Origin of the sequence: Modicisalibacter xianhensis (assembly GCF_900113605.1) — a bacterium.
Taxonomy (GTDB): domain Bacteria; phylum Pseudomonadota; class Gammaproteobacteria; order Pseudomonadales; family Halomonadaceae; genus Modicisalibacter; species Modicisalibacter xianhensis.
This window is the reverse complement of record NZ_FOPY01000009.1, coordinates 97811-115772: the sequence shown is the minus strand read 5'-3', so window position 1 is coordinate 115772 and position 17962 is coordinate 97811. Positions and strand designations below refer to the sequence as shown.

15 protein-coding genes and 3 tRNA genes are annotated in these 17962 nt (G+C 60.1%); 10 read left to right on the top strand and 8 right to left on the bottom strand.

The window, feature by feature from the left end; translation table 11 throughout:
- Positions 1 to 28 precede the first annotated feature (28 nt).
- The 4 genes from BM194_RS12360 to BM194_RS12345 all read right to left on the bottom strand — a co-directional run bounded on the left by BM194_RS12360 (position 29) and on the right by BM194_RS12345 (position 1487).
- Positions 29 to 104 (bottom strand) — tRNA-Asn (locus BM194_RS12360).
- 28 nt (positions 105 to 132) lie between these two features.
- Positions 133 to 208: transfer RNA gene (locus tag BM194_RS12355), tRNA-Asn, on the bottom strand.
- 146 nt (positions 209 to 354) lie between these two features.
- Positions 355 to 431 (bottom strand) — tRNA-Met (locus BM194_RS12350).
- A 102-nt stretch (positions 432 to 533) separates the two neighbouring features.
- Positions 534 to 1487: a choline ABC transporter substrate-binding protein gene (locus tag BM194_RS12345; protein WP_092847185.1), complete on the bottom strand. Its 954-nt coding sequence runs from the start codon at positions 1485 to 1487 to the stop codon at positions 534 to 536.
- Positions 1488 to 1704: 217 nt separating this feature from the next.
- Between BM194_RS12345 and betI the strand changes: the two genes are divergently transcribed.
- From betI to betA, 3 genes are all read left to right on the top strand, one after another.
- Positions 1705 to 2307, top strand: a complete 603-nt coding sequence (gene betI, locus BM194_RS12340) for a transcriptional regulator BetI (RefSeq protein WP_177223405.1) — start codon at positions 1705 to 1707, stop codon at positions 2305 to 2307.
- A gap of 47 nt (positions 2308 to 2354) precedes the next feature.
- A complete protein-coding gene (betB, locus tag BM194_RS12335; RefSeq protein WP_092847181.1) occupies positions 2355 to 3839 on the top strand; it encodes a betaine-aldehyde dehydrogenase in 1485 nt (494 codons plus the stop codon).
- An 87-nt stretch (positions 3840 to 3926) separates the two neighbouring features.
- Positions 3927 to 5612 (top strand): choline dehydrogenase, encoded by a 1686-nt coding sequence (gene betA / locus BM194_RS12330; protein WP_092847179.1) that lies wholly within the window; start codon positions 3927 to 3929, stop codon positions 5610 to 5612.
- Positions 5613 to 5700: 88 nt separating this feature from the next.
- Here the strand turns inward: betA and BM194_RS12325 are convergent, their stop codons facing one another.
- A complete protein-coding gene (locus BM194_RS12325) occupies positions 5701 to 6603 on the bottom strand; it encodes a DMT family transporter (protein ID WP_092847177.1) in 903 nt (300 codons plus the stop codon).
- Positions 6604 to 6868: 265 nt separating this feature from the next.
- Here BM194_RS12325 and BM194_RS12320 point away from each other — a divergent pair, with 265 nt between their 5' ends.
- Positions 6869 to 9319 (top strand): acyl-CoA dehydrogenase, encoded by a 2451-nt coding sequence (locus tag BM194_RS12320; protein ID WP_092847176.1) that lies wholly within the window; start codon positions 6869 to 6871, stop codon positions 9317 to 9319.
- 79 nt (positions 9320 to 9398) lie between these two features.
- Here BM194_RS12320 and BM194_RS12315 read toward each other — a convergent pair whose 3' ends face one another.
- The gene (locus BM194_RS12315; RefSeq protein WP_092847173.1) at positions 9399 to 9785 is read right to left on the bottom strand and encodes a septal ring lytic transglycosylase RlpA family protein; all 387 of its coding nucleotides are present in this window, start codon (positions 9783 to 9785) and stop codon (positions 9399 to 9401) included.
- A complete protein-coding gene (locus tag BM194_RS12310) occupies positions 9782 to 10906 on the bottom strand; it encodes an NADPH:quinone reductase (RefSeq protein ID WP_092847170.1) in 1125 nt (374 codons plus the stop codon). The genes BM194_RS12315 and BM194_RS12310 overlap by 4 nt, the downstream gene beginning before the upstream one ends.
- Before the next feature lie 116 nt (positions 10907 to 11022).
- Here BM194_RS12310 and kduD point away from each other — a divergent pair, with 116 nt between their 5' ends.
- Positions 11023 to 11775 carry a 2-dehydro-3-deoxy-D-gluconate 5-dehydrogenase KduD gene (gene kduD / locus BM194_RS12305; protein WP_092847168.1) on the top strand — a complete coding sequence of 251 codons (753 nt, stop codon included), beginning with the start codon at positions 11023 to 11025 and terminating at the stop codon, positions 11773 to 11775.
- 24 nt (positions 11776 to 11799) lie between these two features.
- On the opposite strand, the gene BM194_RS12300 is transcribed toward kduD, so the two are convergent.
- Positions 11800 to 12369, bottom strand: a complete 570-nt coding sequence (locus BM194_RS12300) for a hypothetical protein (protein WP_092847166.1) — start codon at positions 12367 to 12369, stop codon at positions 11800 to 11802.
- A 144-nt stretch (positions 12370 to 12513) separates the two neighbouring features.
- On the opposite strand from BM194_RS12300, the gene BM194_RS12295 reads away from it, so the two are divergent.
- The 5 genes from BM194_RS12295 (at position 12514) to BM194_RS12275 (ending at position 17890) form a co-directional block, all read left to right on the top strand.
- Positions 12514 to 13263: a glycerophosphodiester phosphodiesterase family protein gene (locus tag BM194_RS12295; RefSeq protein WP_092847165.1), complete on the top strand. Its 750-nt coding sequence runs from the start codon at positions 12514 to 12516 to the stop codon at positions 13261 to 13263.
- Between the two features lie 71 nt (positions 13264 to 13334).
- Positions 13335 to 14147: a motility protein A gene (locus tag BM194_RS12290; RefSeq protein ID WP_092847163.1), complete on the top strand. Its 813-nt coding sequence runs from the start codon at positions 13335 to 13337 to the stop codon at positions 14145 to 14147.
- Between the two features lie 3 nt (positions 14148 to 14150).
- Positions 14151 to 14813, top strand: coding sequence for an OmpA/MotB family protein (locus BM194_RS12285; RefSeq protein ID WP_092847161.1), 663 nt, complete (start codon positions 14151 to 14153; stop codon positions 14811 to 14813).
- A gap of 125 nt (positions 14814 to 14938) precedes the next feature.
- A complete protein-coding gene (locus BM194_RS12280) occupies positions 14939 to 16183 on the top strand; it encodes a NupC/NupG family nucleoside CNT transporter (RefSeq protein ID WP_092847159.1) in 1245 nt (414 codons plus the stop codon).
- 93 nt (positions 16184 to 16276) lie between these two features.
- Entirely contained in the window at positions 16277 to 17890 is a 1614-nt protein-coding gene (locus BM194_RS12275) for an OpgD/OpgG family glucan biosynthesis protein (protein ID WP_092847157.1), read from the top strand.
- The last annotated feature ends 72 nt before the right edge of the window (positions 17891 to 17962 follow it).

Here is a 17962-nt window from a genome sequence, read left to right as displayed (position 1 = left end):
CGACGATGTCAGGAAAGGCAAGAGCAGATGGCTCCCCGAGCAGGACTCGAACCTGCGACCCAATGATTAACAGTCATTTGCTCTACCAACTGAGCTATCGGGGAATCGCCGAATCGTGGTGTTCGAACTGTTTGGCTCCCCGAGCAGGACTCGAACCTGCGACCCAATGATTAACAGTCATTTGCTCTACCAACTGAGCTATCGGGGAACATCTCCGAACACGCGGCGTAGTATACGTAACGAAAAAAATTCGTCAAGTCTTAGCGAGTTACCTGACCAAACTCTCCTCTCTGGCCAAGCAGAACGCACAACGAAAAGCGCCCGAGGGAAAACCCTCGGGCGCTTTCTCGATTCTGGTGGCTACGCCCTGATTCGAACAGGGGACCCCATCATTATGAGTGATGTGCTCTAACCAGCTGAGCTACGTAGCCACTGACTGCGCGTACAGCCAATCCGCTTGGATATTGCTGCAACGGGGGCGAATTATGCCTACCGGCACGGGTCTTGGCAACCCCATCCGCACCCTTTGATGGTCAGCCATCGATCCCCAGCGATTGCTTGACCGCAGGTAGCCCAGGCTGGCCATCCACCGTGGTTACGCCTTCCAGCCACTGGTCAAGCACGCCGGGATGGTTTTGCAGCCATTGCTGGGCGGCATTCCGCGGATCCTCCCCTTCGTCCATGATCGCACCCATGATCTGGTTTTCCATACTCAGGGTGAACTTCAGATTGTTGAGCAGCGCACCAACATTGGAGCACTCCTCTACATAGCCGCCGCGCGTGTTCGTATAAACAGTGGCACCGCCGAGGTTGGGACCGAAGTAGTCGTCGGCGCCTTCCAGATAGGCCATGTCAAAGTTGGTATTCATGGGGTGCGGCTCCCAGCCCAGGAAGACCATCCAGTCCTGGCTGCCGGTCCGCGACTTCAGCTCGGCCAGCATGCCTGCCTCCGAAGAGTCGACCAGTTGCCAGTCACCCAGGCCGAAGGCATCGTCGTCGATCATGTCCTGAATGATCATGTTGCCATCGTTGCCCGCCTCGATGCCGAACAGTCGATGACCGAACTTGTCGGCATGCTTGTCCAGGTCGGCCACCGACGTGACGCCGGCATCATGCACATATTGCGGGACGGCCAGGGTGTACTTTGCCCCCTCGAGGTTGGCGACAGGACGATCAACCTGGCCTTTCTCGATGTATGGATCGCTGATGGAAGCCATCGAGGGCATCCAGTTGCCCAGAAAGACGTCGAAGTCACCATTCTTCATGCCGGCATAGGCGATCGGCACCGACACGGTGTCACTGCTCGTCTTGTAGCCCAGCCCTTCGAGCACTTCGCTGGCCAGCGCCGTGGTTGCGGTAATGTCGGTCCAGCCCACCTCTGCGAAGCGCACGGTCTGGCAACTTTCGGGCACCTCGGCCATGGCCAGGGGGGCCGCACCGACTATCAGGCCACCAACCAAGAGTTTAGCGGGGGTCATGTTCGCCATCGTTAGCATCTCCTGTATATGTGTAAGCGCCTAAGTCAGGCACGCCGAAAAGAACTTCGATAAAATCAGCTTATGGTAAGCCTCGATTGCCATTTCACTATACAATAGATTTTTTATTGATTGAACGTTCAATAAAAATATAGCAAACTATAGTCCAACGGTTGATGGCATAGGCATGCCACATCAAGCCGGGGCAACCTGCAGAGGAGAACGATCGGTGCCCAAGCTCGGAATGGAACCCATTCGTCGACGCCAACTGATCCAGGCAACCATGGAAGCGATCGACGAAGCCGGCCTGGCCGATGCCACGGTGGCGCGCATTGCCCGACGGGCAGGCGTATCTGCGGGCATCATCAGCCACTACTTCGGTGGCAAGGATGGCCTTCTGGAAGCCACGATGCGCAAGATCCTTGGCGATCTCGGCGAAGCGGTCTCGAGCCGTCGGGCCAAGGCCAGCGACACGCCACGGGCCCACATTCGTGCGATTATCGACGGAAACTTCGACCGTAGCCAGGTCAGCCAGTCGGTAATGAAGACATGGCTGGCTTTCTGGGCCTCGAGCATGCACCGCAACGACTTGCAGCGGCTGCAGTATGTCAATGATCGGCGCCTGTATTCCAACCTCTGCTATCAGTTTCGGCGTTGCCTTCCCAGGAGTGAGGCCCGCGATGCGGCGCGCGGCCTGGCCGCCCTGATCGACGGACTATGGCTTCGCGGCGCGCTGGCTCCCGAAGGCCTTGACGTGGATCGTGCTCGGCGTCTGGCCTATGACTATCTGGACGAGCAACTGGCGCGTGCCGAGTGCGAGAGCTACGCCTGACCTCAGCCATCACCCAGTCATTCTTTTCCGTTCCGCAGGAGGATTTCATGGCCACATTCGAAACCCAGCAACTCTATATCGGCGGTCGTCGGGTGGACGCCACCTCCGGCGAAACCTTCGAAACCATCAACCCCGTCAATGGCGAGGTCCTGGCCAACGTCCAGCAGGCCTCGCAGGCCGATGTCGACGATGCCGTCGCCGCCGCTCGCGAAGGGCAGAAGGTCTGGGGCGCGATGTCCGGCATGGAACGCAGCCGCATTCTCAATCGTGCCGTGGCCTTGCTGCGCGAGCGCAATGACGAACTGGCCAACCTGGAAACCCTGGATACCGGCAAGCCGATCAGCGAAACCATCGCCGTCGATATCGTTACCGGCGCCGACTCCCTCGAGTACTTTGCCGGCTTGGCACCTGCCATCGAAGGCACCCAGATTCCGCTGCGTGAAACGTCTTTCGTCTATACCCGCCGCGAACCGCTGGGGGTGATCGGCGCCATTGGTGCCTGGAACTATCCGATTCAGATTGCCTGCTGGAAATCTGCTCCAGCCCTGGCCGCCGGCAATGCCGTGGTCTTCAAGCCCAGCGAAGTGACGCCACTTTCCGCGATCAAGCTAGCCGAGATCTTTACCGAAGCGGGCCTGCCGGATGGCGTATTCAACGTCATTCAGGGTGCAGGCGACGTCGGAGCCATGCTCACCGAGCACCAGGATATCGACAAGGTCACCTTCACCGGTGAAGTGGGTACCGGCAAGAAAGTGATGTCCGCGGCCGCGGCCTCCACGCTCAAGGAAGTCACCATGGAACTGGGCGGCAAGTCGCCGCTGATCGTGTTCGACGATGCCGACCTCGACCGCGCCGCCGACGCCGCGATGATGGCCAACTTCTACTCCAGCGGCCAGGTCTGTACCAACGGCACCCGGGTCTTCGTGCACCGTTCGGTCAAGAGCGCTTTCGAGGCCAAGATTCGTGAACGGGTTGCCCGGATTCGTGCTGGCGACCCGCTCGACTCCTCGGTCAACTTTGGCCCGCTGGTCAGCTTCGAGCATCTCGAAAAGGTGCTGTCATACCTGGAAATCGGCAAGCAGGAAGGTGCCCGCCTGCTCGCCGGCGGCAACCGCATGACCGGAAGCGGTGAGTCCGGTTTCGATTACGCCAAGGGGGCGTGGGCCGAGCCAACAGTCTTCACCGACTGCTCAGATGACATGCGAATCGTGCGCGAAGAAATCTTCGGTCCGGTCATGGCAATCCTCGATTTCGATGACGAAGAAGAGGTCATTCGTCGCGCCAATGATACCCATTATGGGCTGGCCGCCGGCCTTTTCACCGAAGGACTGAATCGCGCCCATCGCGTGATCCATCGCCTCGAGGCGGGTATTTGCTGGATCAACACCTGGGGCGATTCACCCGCCGAGATGCCAGTGGGCGGCTACAAGCAATCGGGCATCGGTCGCGAGAATGGCCTCACCTCACTCGAGCACTACACACAGATCAAGTCTATCCAGGTCGAGATGGGCCCCTTCCCCGCAGTCTTCTGATACCGGCTGCTCCGCAGGCGGCGCTTCAGCCGCCTGCGCCTACCGCATACCCGTTCGACTGTTGGTACCGTTAAGGAGGCCCGCTTCATGACGCAGGCACGTGAATACGACTACATCATCATCGGCGCCGGCTCCGCCGGCAATGTTCTCGCCACTCGGTTGACCGAGGACGCTGACGTCCAGGTATTGCTGCTGGAAGCGGGCGGCCCCGACTACCGCTTCGACTTTCGCACACAAATGCCTGCCGCCCTGGCCTACCCCCTGCAGGGCAAGCGCTACAACTGGGCCTTCGAGACCGATCCCGAACCCTACATGAACAATCGGCGCATGGAATGCGGGCGCGGCAAGGGACTGGGTGGCTCGTCGCTGATCAATGGCATGTGCTACCTGCGCGGCAACGCGTTGGATTACGACAACTGGGCCAAGGCACCCGGCCTGGAGGACTGGAACTATCTGGAATGTCTGCCTTATTTCAAGAAGGCGGAAACTCGCGATATCGGTCCCAACGACTACCATGGCGGTGACGGACCGGTCTCGGTCGCCACACCCAAGGAAGGAAACAACGAGCTTTACGGTGCTTTCATTCGTGCCGGTATCGAAGCGGGTTATCCGGAAACGGAGGACGTCAACGGCTATCAGCAGGAAGGCTTCGGCCCCATGGATCGCACCACCACGCCCAATGGGCGACGTGCATCCACGGCACGAGGCTATCTCGACATTGCCAAGCAGCGCCCCAACCTGACCGTCGAGACCCATGCCATGACCGACCGCATCCTCTTCGAGGGCAAGCGGGCCGTCGGCGTGAGCTACTCACGTAAAGGGCAGGCTCAGGAAGTCCGCGCTCGCCGCGAAGTGCTGCTGTGCGCCGGTGCCATCGCCTCGCCGCAAATCCTGCTGCGTTCCGGCGTGGGCAACCCCGAGCACCTCAAGGACTTCGATATTCCTGTCGTGCATGACCTGCCAGGGGTTGGCGAGAATCTTCAGGATCATCTGGAGATGTATATCCAGTACGAGTGCAAGAAACCGATTTCACTCTACCCTGCCCTCAAATGGTGGAATCAGCCCAAGATTGGTGCCGAGTGGCTGTTCTTCGGCAAGGGAATCGGTGCCAGCAACCAGTTCGAGGCAGCCGGCTTCATTCGCACCAACGATCAGGAAGAGTGGCCGAACCTGCAGTACCACTTCCTGCCGATCGCCATCAGCTACAATGGCAAGAGTGCCGTGCAAGCGCATGGTTTCCAGGCTCACGTGGGATCGATGCGCTCGATGAGCCGCGGCCGGATTCGCCTGACATCGCGTGACCCGAGTGCACCGCCGAGCATCCTGTTCAACTACATGAACCATGCCAAGGATTGGGAAGAGTTCCGCGACGCCATTCGCATCACTCGCGAAATCATAGCCCAGCCAGCAATGGATCCGTACCGCGGTCGGGAAATCTCTCCGGGCCCCGACGTGCAAACGGACGAGGAGCTCGACGAGTTCGTGCGCCAGCATGCCGAAACCGCCTATCATCCCAGCGGTAGCTGCAAGATGGGCACGGACGCCATGGCCGTCGTCGACGGAGCTGGGCGCGTTCATGGCCTGGACGGCCTGCGTGTCATCGACGCCTCGATCATGCCTGTGATCACCACCGGCAACCTCAATGCGCCGACGATCATGATCGCGGAAAAGATGGCAGACAAGGTTCGTGGCCGCGAACCGCTGCCCAAAGCCGCCGTGTCTTACTACGTTGCCGATGACGCTCCTGCACGCAAGGCGCCCGCCAAAGCATGACGTTCATCCCGCCGTGACTCGACTTCCCCTTCTGCCCCGCACCTTCGCGGGGCTTTTTTGGTCTCGACCTGGCTAACTCACAAACCAACTATCGATCGGATGCTTCGCTGGGCGAGGAACGGCTCTGCAGAATACTCAAGCCGGTGACGGCGCCTAGAATCAGTACCATGCCCACCACTTGCGTCAGATTCAATAATTCACCAAGTATGACCAGGCCAAAGAGAGCAGCGGTGACAGGTTCCACCATGGCCACGATCGAGGCCGTGGTGGGCAGCGTGCCCCTGAGCCCGACGATATAGCAGTAAAAGGACAAACCCGCCCCCAGCAAGCCAAGCAGAACGAACCAGAACGCGTCAGCGGAGACTGGTACAGTCAATGCCTGTTCGTGGTTGATCAACGCAACCAGGACCAGCGTGCCAGTAGCGAAAGCGATCGACAATGCGCTTGGCGCAGGCCCATAGGCGCCTGCGTATTTGAAGGCAAAGATAAACAAGGCATAGGAAAGCCCGGAAAGTAAACCGCTGATGATGCCCAGCGTCGTTATCACGCCCGCTTCCGCACGGTAGATGCCGGTCAGCAGAACAATGCCGCTCATCACCAGTGCAATGGCGAAAAGCTTGACTAACGTAGGGCGCTCCGCGCCGACGAGGAAGGAAGCGAGATAGACGAAGACTGGCGCGCTGTACATCAGTGTGGCGGCCACCGCCACGCTTCCTTCGCTGATACTGATGAAGTAGAAAGTAAAGTTGCCCGCGACCCCCAGTCCCGCCACGACCGACCAGAATAGCAAGTGTCGATTGAAATCAAGACGCTTTCCTTGCAAGCGAATCACGGCCAGCCAGATTGTCATGCACCCCAGACCTATCAAGGCTCGCCAGAAAGAGATCAGTTCAGGTGCCCACCCTCGAGACATGAGGAGACTACCAAGCCCCCCGGCCAGTCCCCATTGAATGGCGGCTGCAATGACGAGTGCTGAAGACGTGAACACCATGGAATCTCCGAATAAAGGAACAGCATAGATGTTGTAAGGGAATCACACCGTTGCCTGCAGGTTACGGCCTGGCACCGCCCCAGGCCCAAAGGCAACTCATGCCTTGTAGCCTCGCCTGGCTGAGACGCCGATTCGGGAGTGTCTTTTTGTCTCTATTCTTGCTTCGCTTTTGAACAGGTATGGTCTAGCCATGTCAGCAAAAATCGTCTAGCCTGTAAAAATTCAAACAATCGTTCGAATGCTTGCGCAGTTGCTGGAGATCCCCATGCTTCAATTCATCCTGATACTCGTCGCCCTAGGCGGCCTGCTGGAAGTGATGCGCCGCGAGGCCGGTGCCGTTCCGGCCATTGGCGTACTCGTTATCACCGGACTTGTCGGTGTGCTTTTCGGCACGCCCATTCTTGGCGCTCTGCTGCTTATCGCTGGGACCCTACTTGCCATTCCTGGCGTGCCAGCCCTGCGTCGTCGCTTGCTATCACCCCGCATCTTTGCGCTTTTCGACAAGGCGGCACCCAAGGTGTCGGATACTGAACGCTCCGCCCTGGAAGCCGGCACGGTATCCTGGGATGGCGAACTGTTCTCGGGCAAGCCGACCTGGCAGCGCCTGCTCGACTACCGGGATGATGGACTGACCGAAGAAGAGCGCACTTTCATCGATCATCAGTGCTCGGTTGCCGCCGGCATGTGCAATGGCTGGGAGATCGCCCGCGAGCGTGCCGACCTGCCCGAGGCGCTATGGGACTACCTGAAGAAAGAAGGCTTCTTCGGAATGATCATACCCAAGCAGTACGGTGGCCTTGGCTTTTCCGCCAAGGCGCAGTCGGCCGTATTGCAGAAGCTCGCGGTCAACGAGACGCTGATGGTCTCTGTCGGTGTGCCCAACTCGTTGGGGCCAGGCGAACTGCTGCTCAAATACGGTACCCAGGCGCAGAAAGATCATTATCTGCCTCGCCTGGCAGATGGGCGGGAAATTCCCTGTTTCGGCCTGACCGGGCCGCGAGCCGGTAGCGATGCCACCTCGCTGCCAGATACGGGCATCGTATGCCGGGGCATGCACAACGGCGAGGAAGTGCTGGGCCTGCGCCTCAACTTCGAAAAGCGCTGGATTACACTGGCTCCTATTGCCACCGTGGTCGGGCTGGCCTTCCGGATGTTCGACCCCGAGCACCTGCTGGGTGAAGACACCGACCTGGGCATCACCTGCGCACTGATTCCACGCGACACCGAGGGCATGGAAATCGGTCGCCGCCATCACCCCGTCGGCAGTCCGTTCATGAATGGTCCGATCGTCGGCAAGGACGTAATCATTCCACTCGATTACATCATCGGTGGCCCCAGCATGGCCGGCCAGGGTTGGCGGATGCTTGTTGAATGCCTTTCCGTTGGACGCTGCATCACCCTGCCTTCGGGCGCCTCAGGCGTCGGTCGCTACGCCATCGGCTGGACGGGCGGCTACAGCCGTATCCGTCGTCAGTTCAACATGCCGGTAGCCGACATGGAAGGCGTGCAGGAGCCGCTCGCTCGCCTCACGGCGCATGCCTACATTGCCCAGGCGGCAGTCATGCAGACAGCCAACCTGATCGATCATGGTGAAAAGCCGGCAGTGCCATCGGCCATTCTCAAGAGCCAACTGACCGAGTTCCAGCGCAACATCCTGGCCGACGCCATGGATATCCATGGCGGCCGCGCCGTGACGCTGGGGCCTCGCAACTACCTGGGCCTGGGCTGGAGCGCCGTACCGGTATCGATCACCGTGGAAGGCGCCAACATCATGACACGCAACCTGATGATCTTTGGTCAGGGCGCGATTCGCTGCCACCCGTTCGTGCTCAAGGAACTGGCTGCCAAGGAAGCCCAGGACCTGCGAGCCTTCGACAAGGCCTTCTTCGGTCATATCGGCCTGATCTTTGGTAATGCTGCCCGAGCCTGGCTGCAGGGCCTGGGCATCGGCAGGCCGAGCGTTCCTTTCGATGAGGTAGCCACCCCCTATGCGCGCGACGTGTCGCGCCTGTCAGCCGCCTTCGGCCTGTGCGCGGACGCTGCCATGATCAGTGTCGGCTCGGGGCTCAAGAAGCGCGAGATGCTGTCGGCGCGCCTGGGTGACGTGCTGTCCAACCTTTATCTGACGTCCATGGTGCTCAAGCAGTGGCAGGCCGGCGACAATGTCGAGCATGAAGCGGCACTGCTGCATTACAGCTGCCGTACCCTGCTGTTCCGTGCCGAGCAGGCGTTGGTCGAATTGCTCGACAACCTGCCGAATCGCGCACTGGCCAAGTCACTGAAGTTCATCGTGATGCCGCTGGGACGTCGCTGGGAGAAACCTCAGGACAGCCTGACCCGGGATATCGCCAAGGCCGTTTCCATGGACACGCCCCTGCGCCGTAAGTTGATTTCCGATACCTGGGATCAGCAGGGCCCGGGGCAGCAGGACAATCCGCTGGCTCGCTACAATGCGCTGCTGGCGGAATATGAGCGAGCCGAGCCGATCTATCGCGCCATCAGCAAGGCCTATGCCAAGGGCGAACTGCCTGCCGAGGCACTGCACCCCGAACAGCGACTGGAAGCTGCGCTGGACGCCGGGCTGGTTAGCGAGGACGATGCCAGGTTCATGCGTCACTACGAACGCGAAGTACTCGATATGCTGACCGTCGACGACTTCGCCTTCGATGCCTTCGCCACACATAAAGACAAGGTCGTCTGGCACGATGCAGCCTGAGCGGCGCAGTTAGCCAGCGCATCAAAAGAAAACGCCCGGTCAGTTCAAAATGACCGGGCGTTTTCCTGTAGAGCAGGACTCAGTTCAACACGATCACGCGCACCGGCGCCGTACCACTACGAATCATCCCCAACTGCTGTGCCGCCCGCCGCGACAAGTCGATGATGCGACCGCGAGTGAAGGGACCCCGATCGTTGATGCGCACGGTGACGTTCCGCCCGTTATTCAGGTTGGTGACATTCACACGAGTGCCGAACGGCAGGGAGCGATGCGCTGCCGTCAGTGCATTGCGGTCGTAGCGCTCACCATTGGCTGTTCGATTGCCTTGGTAGGCATCGCTGTAATACGCCGCCTGGCCCTGCTGAGCTGTGTACGCTCCCTGGCCGGGGTCAGCGGAATGGCTGGCACATCCACCCAAGAACAATGCCACAGAGGCCAGGCTCAGCCCGGCCAACCATGTTTTCATGCCCGCGGGTCCTGGTCCTGGTTATTCTCTGGGCCATGATCCTGACTCGTCCCGGCGTCCTGCGCCGCCGGTGTCTCTTCGGCGGGCACTTGTACATCCTGCGACTGGTCAGCGTCCTGCGTCGCCTGGGTATCCTGTTGCATGGACGGTACCAGCACCGTCGACCCGGTCGTCTTGCGCGACGCCAGGGCTTCCTGGGCCTCGCCTGCCTTCTCCAGTGGATAGCGCTGGGCAATGTCGACCTTGATCTTGCCGCTCTCGAGCATCTCGAACAACTCGCCGCACATGGTCTCGAGACGCTTGCGCGTGTCGGCATAGCCATTGAGGCTCGGGCGGGTCACGTAGAGCGCGCCCTTCTGGTTGAGGATACCGATGTTGACGTTTTCCACCGGGCCGGATGCATTGCCGAAGCTGACCATCAGGCCACGCTTCTGCAGGCAGTCGAGCGAAGTTTCCCAGGTATCCTTGCCCACAGAGTCGTAGACTACCGGGACCATGTCGCCCTTGGTCAGTTCACGCACGCGTTCGACCACATTCTCCTTGGTGTAGTCGATGGTCGCCCAAGCGCCATTCTTCATGGCCAATTCAGCCTTTTCGGGGGAGCTGACGGTACCGATCAACTTGACCCCCAGCGCCTTGGCCCACTGGCAGGCAATCGAACCGACGCCGCCTGCAGCGGCATGGAACAGGATCGTTTCACCCTTCTGCAAGCGATAGGTCTGACGCAGCAGATACTGTACCGTCAGCCCCTTGAGCATGCAGGCAGCCGCGGTCTCGAACTCGATGGCATCAGGCAGCTTTACTGCCTTATCTGCCGGCAGCACGTGCAACTCGGCATAGGCACCGAGTGGCCCCTGGGCATAGGCGACACGATCGCCTTCCTTGAGATGGGTGACACCCTCGCCCACGGCATCGACGATGCCAGCCCCTTCCGTGCCAAGCCCGGAGGGCAACCCCGGGGCCGGGTAAAGCCCGGTACGGAAATAAATATCGATGAAGTTAAGGCCGACCGCATGGTTCCTGACGCGAACCTCGCCGGCCTTGGGCTCCTCCGGTAACACATCGCTATACTCGAGGACGTCGGGACCACCGGTCTGCGAGAACTGAATTCGCTTGGCCATGAAAAATGTCCTTATATCAGTCAATTGAATGGCTACACCATACAAGCACCGTGTTCACAGCGCCAGATCGTTACCATGGCATGCTATATCAACACCCAGTGCAAGGAGGAAACGATATGCCGATATTTTCGCTGGAAGGACGAGTCGCGATGGTCACAGGCTGCAACAAGGGGCTGGGTCAGGCCATGGCCGTGGCCTTGGCCGAGGCCGGCGCCAACATCGTCGGTGTCAGTCGCCGCGGCTCCGACGAGACGCGCCAGCGAGTCGAATCACTGGGCAGACGCTATAGTTCCATCGAGGCGGAACTGGGCAAGGATCGTCCCGCCGACATTGTCGAGCGCGCAATTACCGAGGCCGGCCAGATCGATATTCTCGTCAATAATGCCGGCATGATCCGGCGCGCACCGGCCCTTGAATTCAGCGAAGATGACTGGGACAGCGTGATCGACGTCAATTTGAAGGCCGCCTTCTTTCTTGCCCAGCATGCGGCACGCCACATGATCGAGCGCGGGACGGGAGGCAAGATCATCCATGTCGCCTCGATGCTGTCGTTTCAGGGCGGCATACGCGTGCCCTCTTACACCGCCAGCAAGAGCGGCATTCTTGGCCTGACACGCTTGATGGCCAATGAGTGGGCCTCCCAGGGCGTGAACGTCAATGCCATCGCACCGGGATACATGGCTACCGACAATACTCAGGCCCTACGCGACGACCCGGAAAGAAGCGCCGAGATTCTCGGGCGCATCCCCGCGGGTCGCTGGGGCAATCCGGATGATCTGGCCGGTGCCGTGGTTTTCCTGGCCTCCCCTGCGTCGGATTATGTTCACGGCCATACACTGGCGGTCGACGGGGGCTGGCTGGCACGCTGAGTGGCACACCTCGCCAGACCAGAGCTACAGCACGCGGGGAAAGCTTTCCAGCCCACGGATGAAACGCTTCTTGTAACCCTCGAACAGGGTGCGGTCCTGCTTGAAGGACTGCACCACGGCGCGTTCATCGAAGCGCATCGGGCTAGGCAATTCTTCCAGTGAGTTGGCAGGATGCACATCGCTGAGGCCGACTCGAGTTCCGTTCTCTCCGTCGAACCAGCGCGCGATGCCGCAACGGCGAAACATGGCTTCCTGCTCGGCATTGAGGGCATTGACCTTGAGTGGCGCTCGTGTTGCCAACTCGCTGACCAGGCGCTCTGCCGGCTCGTTCACGTCGGTCTCCAGTCCCGCCATCAATGCGATCTCCATGCTCTGGCCCTGCTTGTCGAGCACCAGCAGCGCCAAGGCCGCCGGTTGCGAGGCGTTGTCGACCAAGGCCAGGATACGTGCCGCATCCTGTCGGACCAGGACGCTCAGCGTTCCCGCGAAGCTCACCAAAGGCGCTATACCCGCGTCATGCCCATACACCTCGGCACACAGTCTCGCGAGACAGGCATCGCGTTGCTGTTCATTCTTGATATGGACTACTTTCATCGTTCGACCTCGTACCTTCCACCGCACCGCGCTGACGTAAAAGCGCAGAAGCCTAGCATATCGCCGGGCCTTGCGCGCAGCCCTTGACGTTCATTGTGGCTTCGCCGATGTTCTGCCACGACATGACGACATTGGACCCTTGGCATGAGCGACATTTTTTCTCGCATAGCCCTTCCCGCGACCATCGCCCACCGTGGGCTTTCGGCACACGCTCCCGAAAACACCCTGGCTGCCGTCAAGGCCGCACATGCCGCCGGCCATGCCTGGGTGGAACTCGATGTGCAGTTACTTGGCGACGGCACACCGATCATTTGGCATGACGCCGGAGTCCGTCGCTGCTCGAACAGTCGAGGCAAGCTCAAAAAACTGAACTGGGAAGTAGCGAGTCGACTGGATGTCGGGCGCTGGTTCGATACCACGTTCAGTGGTGAACGCATGGCAACGCTGGAGGAGATGCTGGCCCTGCTAGACGAACTGGGCATGGGGCTCAACCTGGAGCTCAAGGTCAATCGCGGGCGTGATGCCTCAGCACTGGTCGAGAGCGTCCTGCCCGCTGCCATGCAGTCACTGCCCCGCGAACGGCTGCTTGTGTCATCGTTCGACATGACCGCCCTCAATGCCGCGCGTCGTCTCGTTCCCGACCCGCAGGCACTGGCGCTGGGGCTGCTCTACGAGAAGCTTCCCCGTGACTGGGAGGATCGTGCCTCGCGACTCGGAGCCTTCAGCCTGCATCTCGACTGGCGGCGTCTCAAGCTTGCCCAGGCGCAGGCAGTCGCGGCAAGCGATTATCGCCTGCTCTGTTACACCGTGAACGACACGCAAGCCTACCAGCGCTTGTGCCAGTGGGGCGTGGATGCCGTCATCAGCGATGACCCTGGACGCCTAACCCGCTAGTCTCGCTCAAGTTACCGGCAGCCTGGCCGATAGACAACCAATGTATTTCATCGATACAGGTCAGGCTTGCCATGAATGCATCCACCATGATCGGCATGGTCGTCAGTTGCCTGCTGCTCGCCAGCGTGCTGCTATTCACCGCCGAAACTCCCGAGAGCTTCCTCAACCTGCCCGGACTAGCCATCGTACTTACCGGCACCTTGGCGGCTACGTTCATCAGCTATCCGCTACGCGAGGTCGTACGGGTGATTCGCCTGGTGGGCATCGTATTCCGGCGCGAAAACACCTATACCCACGATGACATCAGGGAACTCGTCGATATTTCACGGCTCTGGTTCAAGGGCGATGTACGTGCCGTCGAGCGGGCCCTGGAAGGGACACGCAACCCGTTCCTGCGCACGGGGGTACAACTGGTCATCGCCAATACCAAGGAAGAGGAAATCCTCGACCTGCTGCGCTGGCGCATCACCCGGCTCAAGGCGCGCGAGCGCGCCGAAGCACACATCTTCCGCACCATGGCCGCCTATGCCCCGGCCTTCGGCATGATCGGCACGCTGGTCGGACTGGTCAACATGCTCGAAGTGATGGATACCGGCGAACTGGCATCGATCGGACCGCGCATGGCAGTGGCACTGCTGACCACTTTCTACGGCATTCTACTGGCCAACCTGATCTTCAAGCCGATCGCCGTGAAGCTGGAGAGGCGCACCGAGGAACGCCTGATCGCCATGAACATGGTCCTGGAAGGCATCTCGCTGATTTCCAAACGCCGGCTTCCCTCATTCATCGAAGAAACGCTGAACTCGTTCATGGCCAACCATCATGACGAGATCCGTGGGCCGGCCCCCACGGAACCCGAAAGCGCCATGCGCACAGAGGCCTAGGCCATGAGCGACCTGGACCGACAACATGATGATCTTCTAGGCGCTGCCGATGGCAGCGAGGATGGCGAGAGTTGGCTGATGAGCTATCTCGACGTACTGACCTTGTTGATTACGCTATTCGTTCTCTTGCTGGCCTTGGCCGATCAAGGCTCTCCGAGCACAAAAGACCGGATCGCTGATAACGGAGGCAGCGCCGAAGCCGCTTACCCAGAGGTCCCCGCACCGGAGACAAGCGGCATCAAGCCACATCATGACGGCATGCTTCCCCAGTTTGATGGCGTCAGCGTATCGCGCAATGCGCAGGGTCTGAACCTACGCATTCAGGACCACCTGCTTTTCGACAGTGCCCAGGCGACCCTGACCGTACCAGGCCAGCAGGTATTGCAGGGCATCGTTGCCTTGCTGGAGCACTCCACCGGCGAGATCTCCGTTGAAGGCCATTCGGACAACCTGCCTATCGACACTCCGCGCTACCCTTCCAACTGGGAACTATCGAGCGCCCGCGCCAGCGCCGTCCTGCGCTATCTCGTTCTGCAAGGCATCGACCCCGCACGCCTGCGCGCCATCGGCTATGCTGCCACCCGTCCCCTGGCTTCGAATGACGATCGTGACGGACGTGCAGCCAACCGTCGCGTCGAGCTAGTGCTACACGAAAGGCAACAATAGCAAGATGCCCTGCCAAACGAGCCGGGAATGCCCCTAAAGGCCTTAGAAAAAGGCATCAAGGTGTAGCTTTTTGGCCTGGGATGGTAGCCTTCCAGGCTCATAACAACTCGCTATCCGGATCCCCTATGCAAACGTTGATGGGCCTGGTCGGTATTGCCGTCGTTCTGCTTCTGGCCGTTCTTCTTTCGGAAAACCGTCGCGCCATACGCCTGCGCACCGTCGTCGGCGCCCTGCTGATCCAGGCCGGCCTGGGCCTGCTGGTACTCTACATTCCGTTTGGACAGCGCATGCTGCTGGCCATGACCGAAGGGGTACAGGCGGTGATCGACAGCGCCCAGGCGGGCATGGACTTCATGTTCGGGGGACTGGTCAGCGACACGATGTTCGAGGTATTCGGCAATGGCGGTTTCGTCTTCGCCCTGCGCGTGCTTCCGATCATCGTATTCTTTTCCTCGTTGATCTCAGTGCTGTATTACCTGGGGATCATGCGCTGGGTCATCAATCTGATCGGCGGTGCCCTGCACAAGTTGCTCAAGACCAGCCGCACCGAATCGCTGTCGGCAGCAGCCAACATCTTCGTCGGTCAGACCGAGGCGCCTATCGTCGTCAGGCCTTTTCTGGCCGGCATGACCCGTTCGGAACTGTTTGCGGTCATGGTCGGCGGCCTCGCCTCGGTCGCCGGCAGCGTGCTGGGCGGTTACGCTGCCATGGGTATTTCTCTGGAATACTTGCTGGCCGCCTCTTTCATGGCGGCGCCAGGCGGCCTGCTGATGGCCAAGCTGATCGTGCCCGAGACCGAATCCCGAACCCAGGCCGTGGAAGACGTCATCGAAGCCGGCGCCAACGACAAGCCTGCCAATGTCATCGAGGCCGCCGCCACGGGGGCCAGCTCAGGCGTGCAACTGGCCATCAATGTCGGCGGTATGCTGCTGGCCTTCATCGCGCTGATTGCACTGCTCAACGCCTGCCTCGGTTGGGTAGGCGGCTGGTTCGGCTACGATGAACTGACCCTGCAACTCCTGCTGGGTTACGTGTTCTCGCCCCTGGCCTTCCTGATAGGCGTGCCATGGGAAGAAGCCATATTGGCCGGAAGCTACATTGGCGAGAAGCTCATCCTCAACGAGTTCGTGGCCTTCGCCGACCTTGCCAGCGATCCAGGAGCCTTGAGTCCGCATGCCCAGGCTATCGTGGTATTCGCCCTGTGCGGTTTCGCCAACCTGTCGTCGATTGCCATTCTCATGGGAGGGCTTGGACTCATGGCCCCCAATCGCCGCAGCGAAATAGCGACGCTCGGCCTCAAGGCAGTAGCTGCAGGCACGCTGTCCAACCTGATGAGCGCTGCCTTGGCCGGCTTCTTTCTTTCGCTGTGAAATGCCTTTAGATTAAGCGTGACACATCCGGCAGCAGACATCGATTTCGGTAACCCTCCGCCACGGAACCGCCATTGTCTAGGAAAGACACCGATGAACCGACGCGACTTTTTGAAAGCCTCCAGCCTCATTGGCAGTAGCGCCTTTCTTCCCTTTGCCCCGTTATTCGCCGCCGTCGAGAACCAGACCAAGTCGATCGGGCCTAGTGAGTCCTTCGACTACGCCTGGCTGAAAGGGCTGGCCAGGAACCTGGCGACACAGGACTACGAATCGCCGGAAGTTGCCTTGCCCAAGCAGTTACAGGACCTGAGCTGGGACGACTACCAATCCATCGTCTTCAAACCGGATCATGCGCTATGGTCCGACAGGGCGCAGTCCCCTTTTCGCGCCCAGCTCTTCCACCTCGGGTTGTATTTCAAGAAACCCGTGCATATCTACGAGATCGTCGACGGCCAGGCGCAGGAAATCGCCTACGATCCGGCGATGTTCGGCTACGGGAAATCCGGTATCAACGGCGAGGCATTGCCCGAAGACCTGGGCTTCGCCGGCTTCCGTCTGCATCACCAAAGCGATTGGAAACGTGACATTGCCGCCTTTCTGGGTGCCAGCTACTTCCGCGCCGTGGGTAAATCCATGCAGTACGGCATGTCGGCGCGCGGGCTGGCCATCGATACCGCCCTGGACAGGCCGGAAGAGTTCCCCGACTTCACCCGTTTCTGGCTCGAGCGGCCGGAACCGAACAGTGACGTGGTCAACGTTTACGCCCTTCTGGAATCCCCAAGCATCACTGGCGCCTACCGCTTCGCGATTACCGACATCGACGGCGTCGTCATGGAAGTAGATGCCGCCCTCTATCCGCGCAAGGATATCGAGCGCCTGGGCATTGCCCCGCTGACCAGCATGTACATGATCGGCGAGAACGACCGTGATGCAAACTGGGACTGGCGGCCGGAAATCCACGATTCGGACGGCCTGTCGATGCACACCGGCAGCGGCGAGTGGCTATGGCGGCCGCTCGTCAACCCGCGCCAGCTGCGGTTCAACTCGTATCAGGACAATAACCCCAGAGGCTTCGGCCTGATCCAGCGCGATCGCGATTTCGATCACTACCAGGACGATGGCGTATTTTATGATCGTCGTCCCAGCGTCTGGATCGAACCCAAGGGCGACTGGGGTGCCGGTGCGATTCAACTGGTCGAAATTCCGACGCTGGACGAGACCTTCGATAACATCGTGGCCTTCTGGAACCCGGGCGAGCCGGCAACTCCCGGCCAGGAAATGCTTTATGGCTATCGCATCTTCTGGCGGGGGCGCCCTCCGGAAGAACCCGAGCTGGCCCGCTGTGTGGCGACGCGCACGGGCCTGGGCGGTGTCGTCGGCCAGCGGCGCGAGTATTTTAGCTGGCGCTTCGTCGTCGACTTCCAGGGCGGCCCCTTCCCTTTCAATGAAGGTGAGGAAGTCAAGGTCGAACCGGTCATCGATCATTCTGACGGCCGGGTCGAGATCACCTCGGCACGCCCGCTGGCATCGATACAAGGGTACCGGGCCATGTTCGATGTGGTGCCCCCCGATGACAGCACTGACCCGATCAACCTACGCTTGTTCTTGCAGACCAGCGATGGCCGCCCGTTGACCGAAACCTGGGTTTATCAATGGACACCACCACCCGTTGAAGAGCGCCATCTGCGTAATCCGGGCCATCTCTAGGAGCTCGCTCAGCGGCTGGCAAGCCTTCCAGCCACCCGATATACTGTATTTAAATACAGTATATCGGGTCCG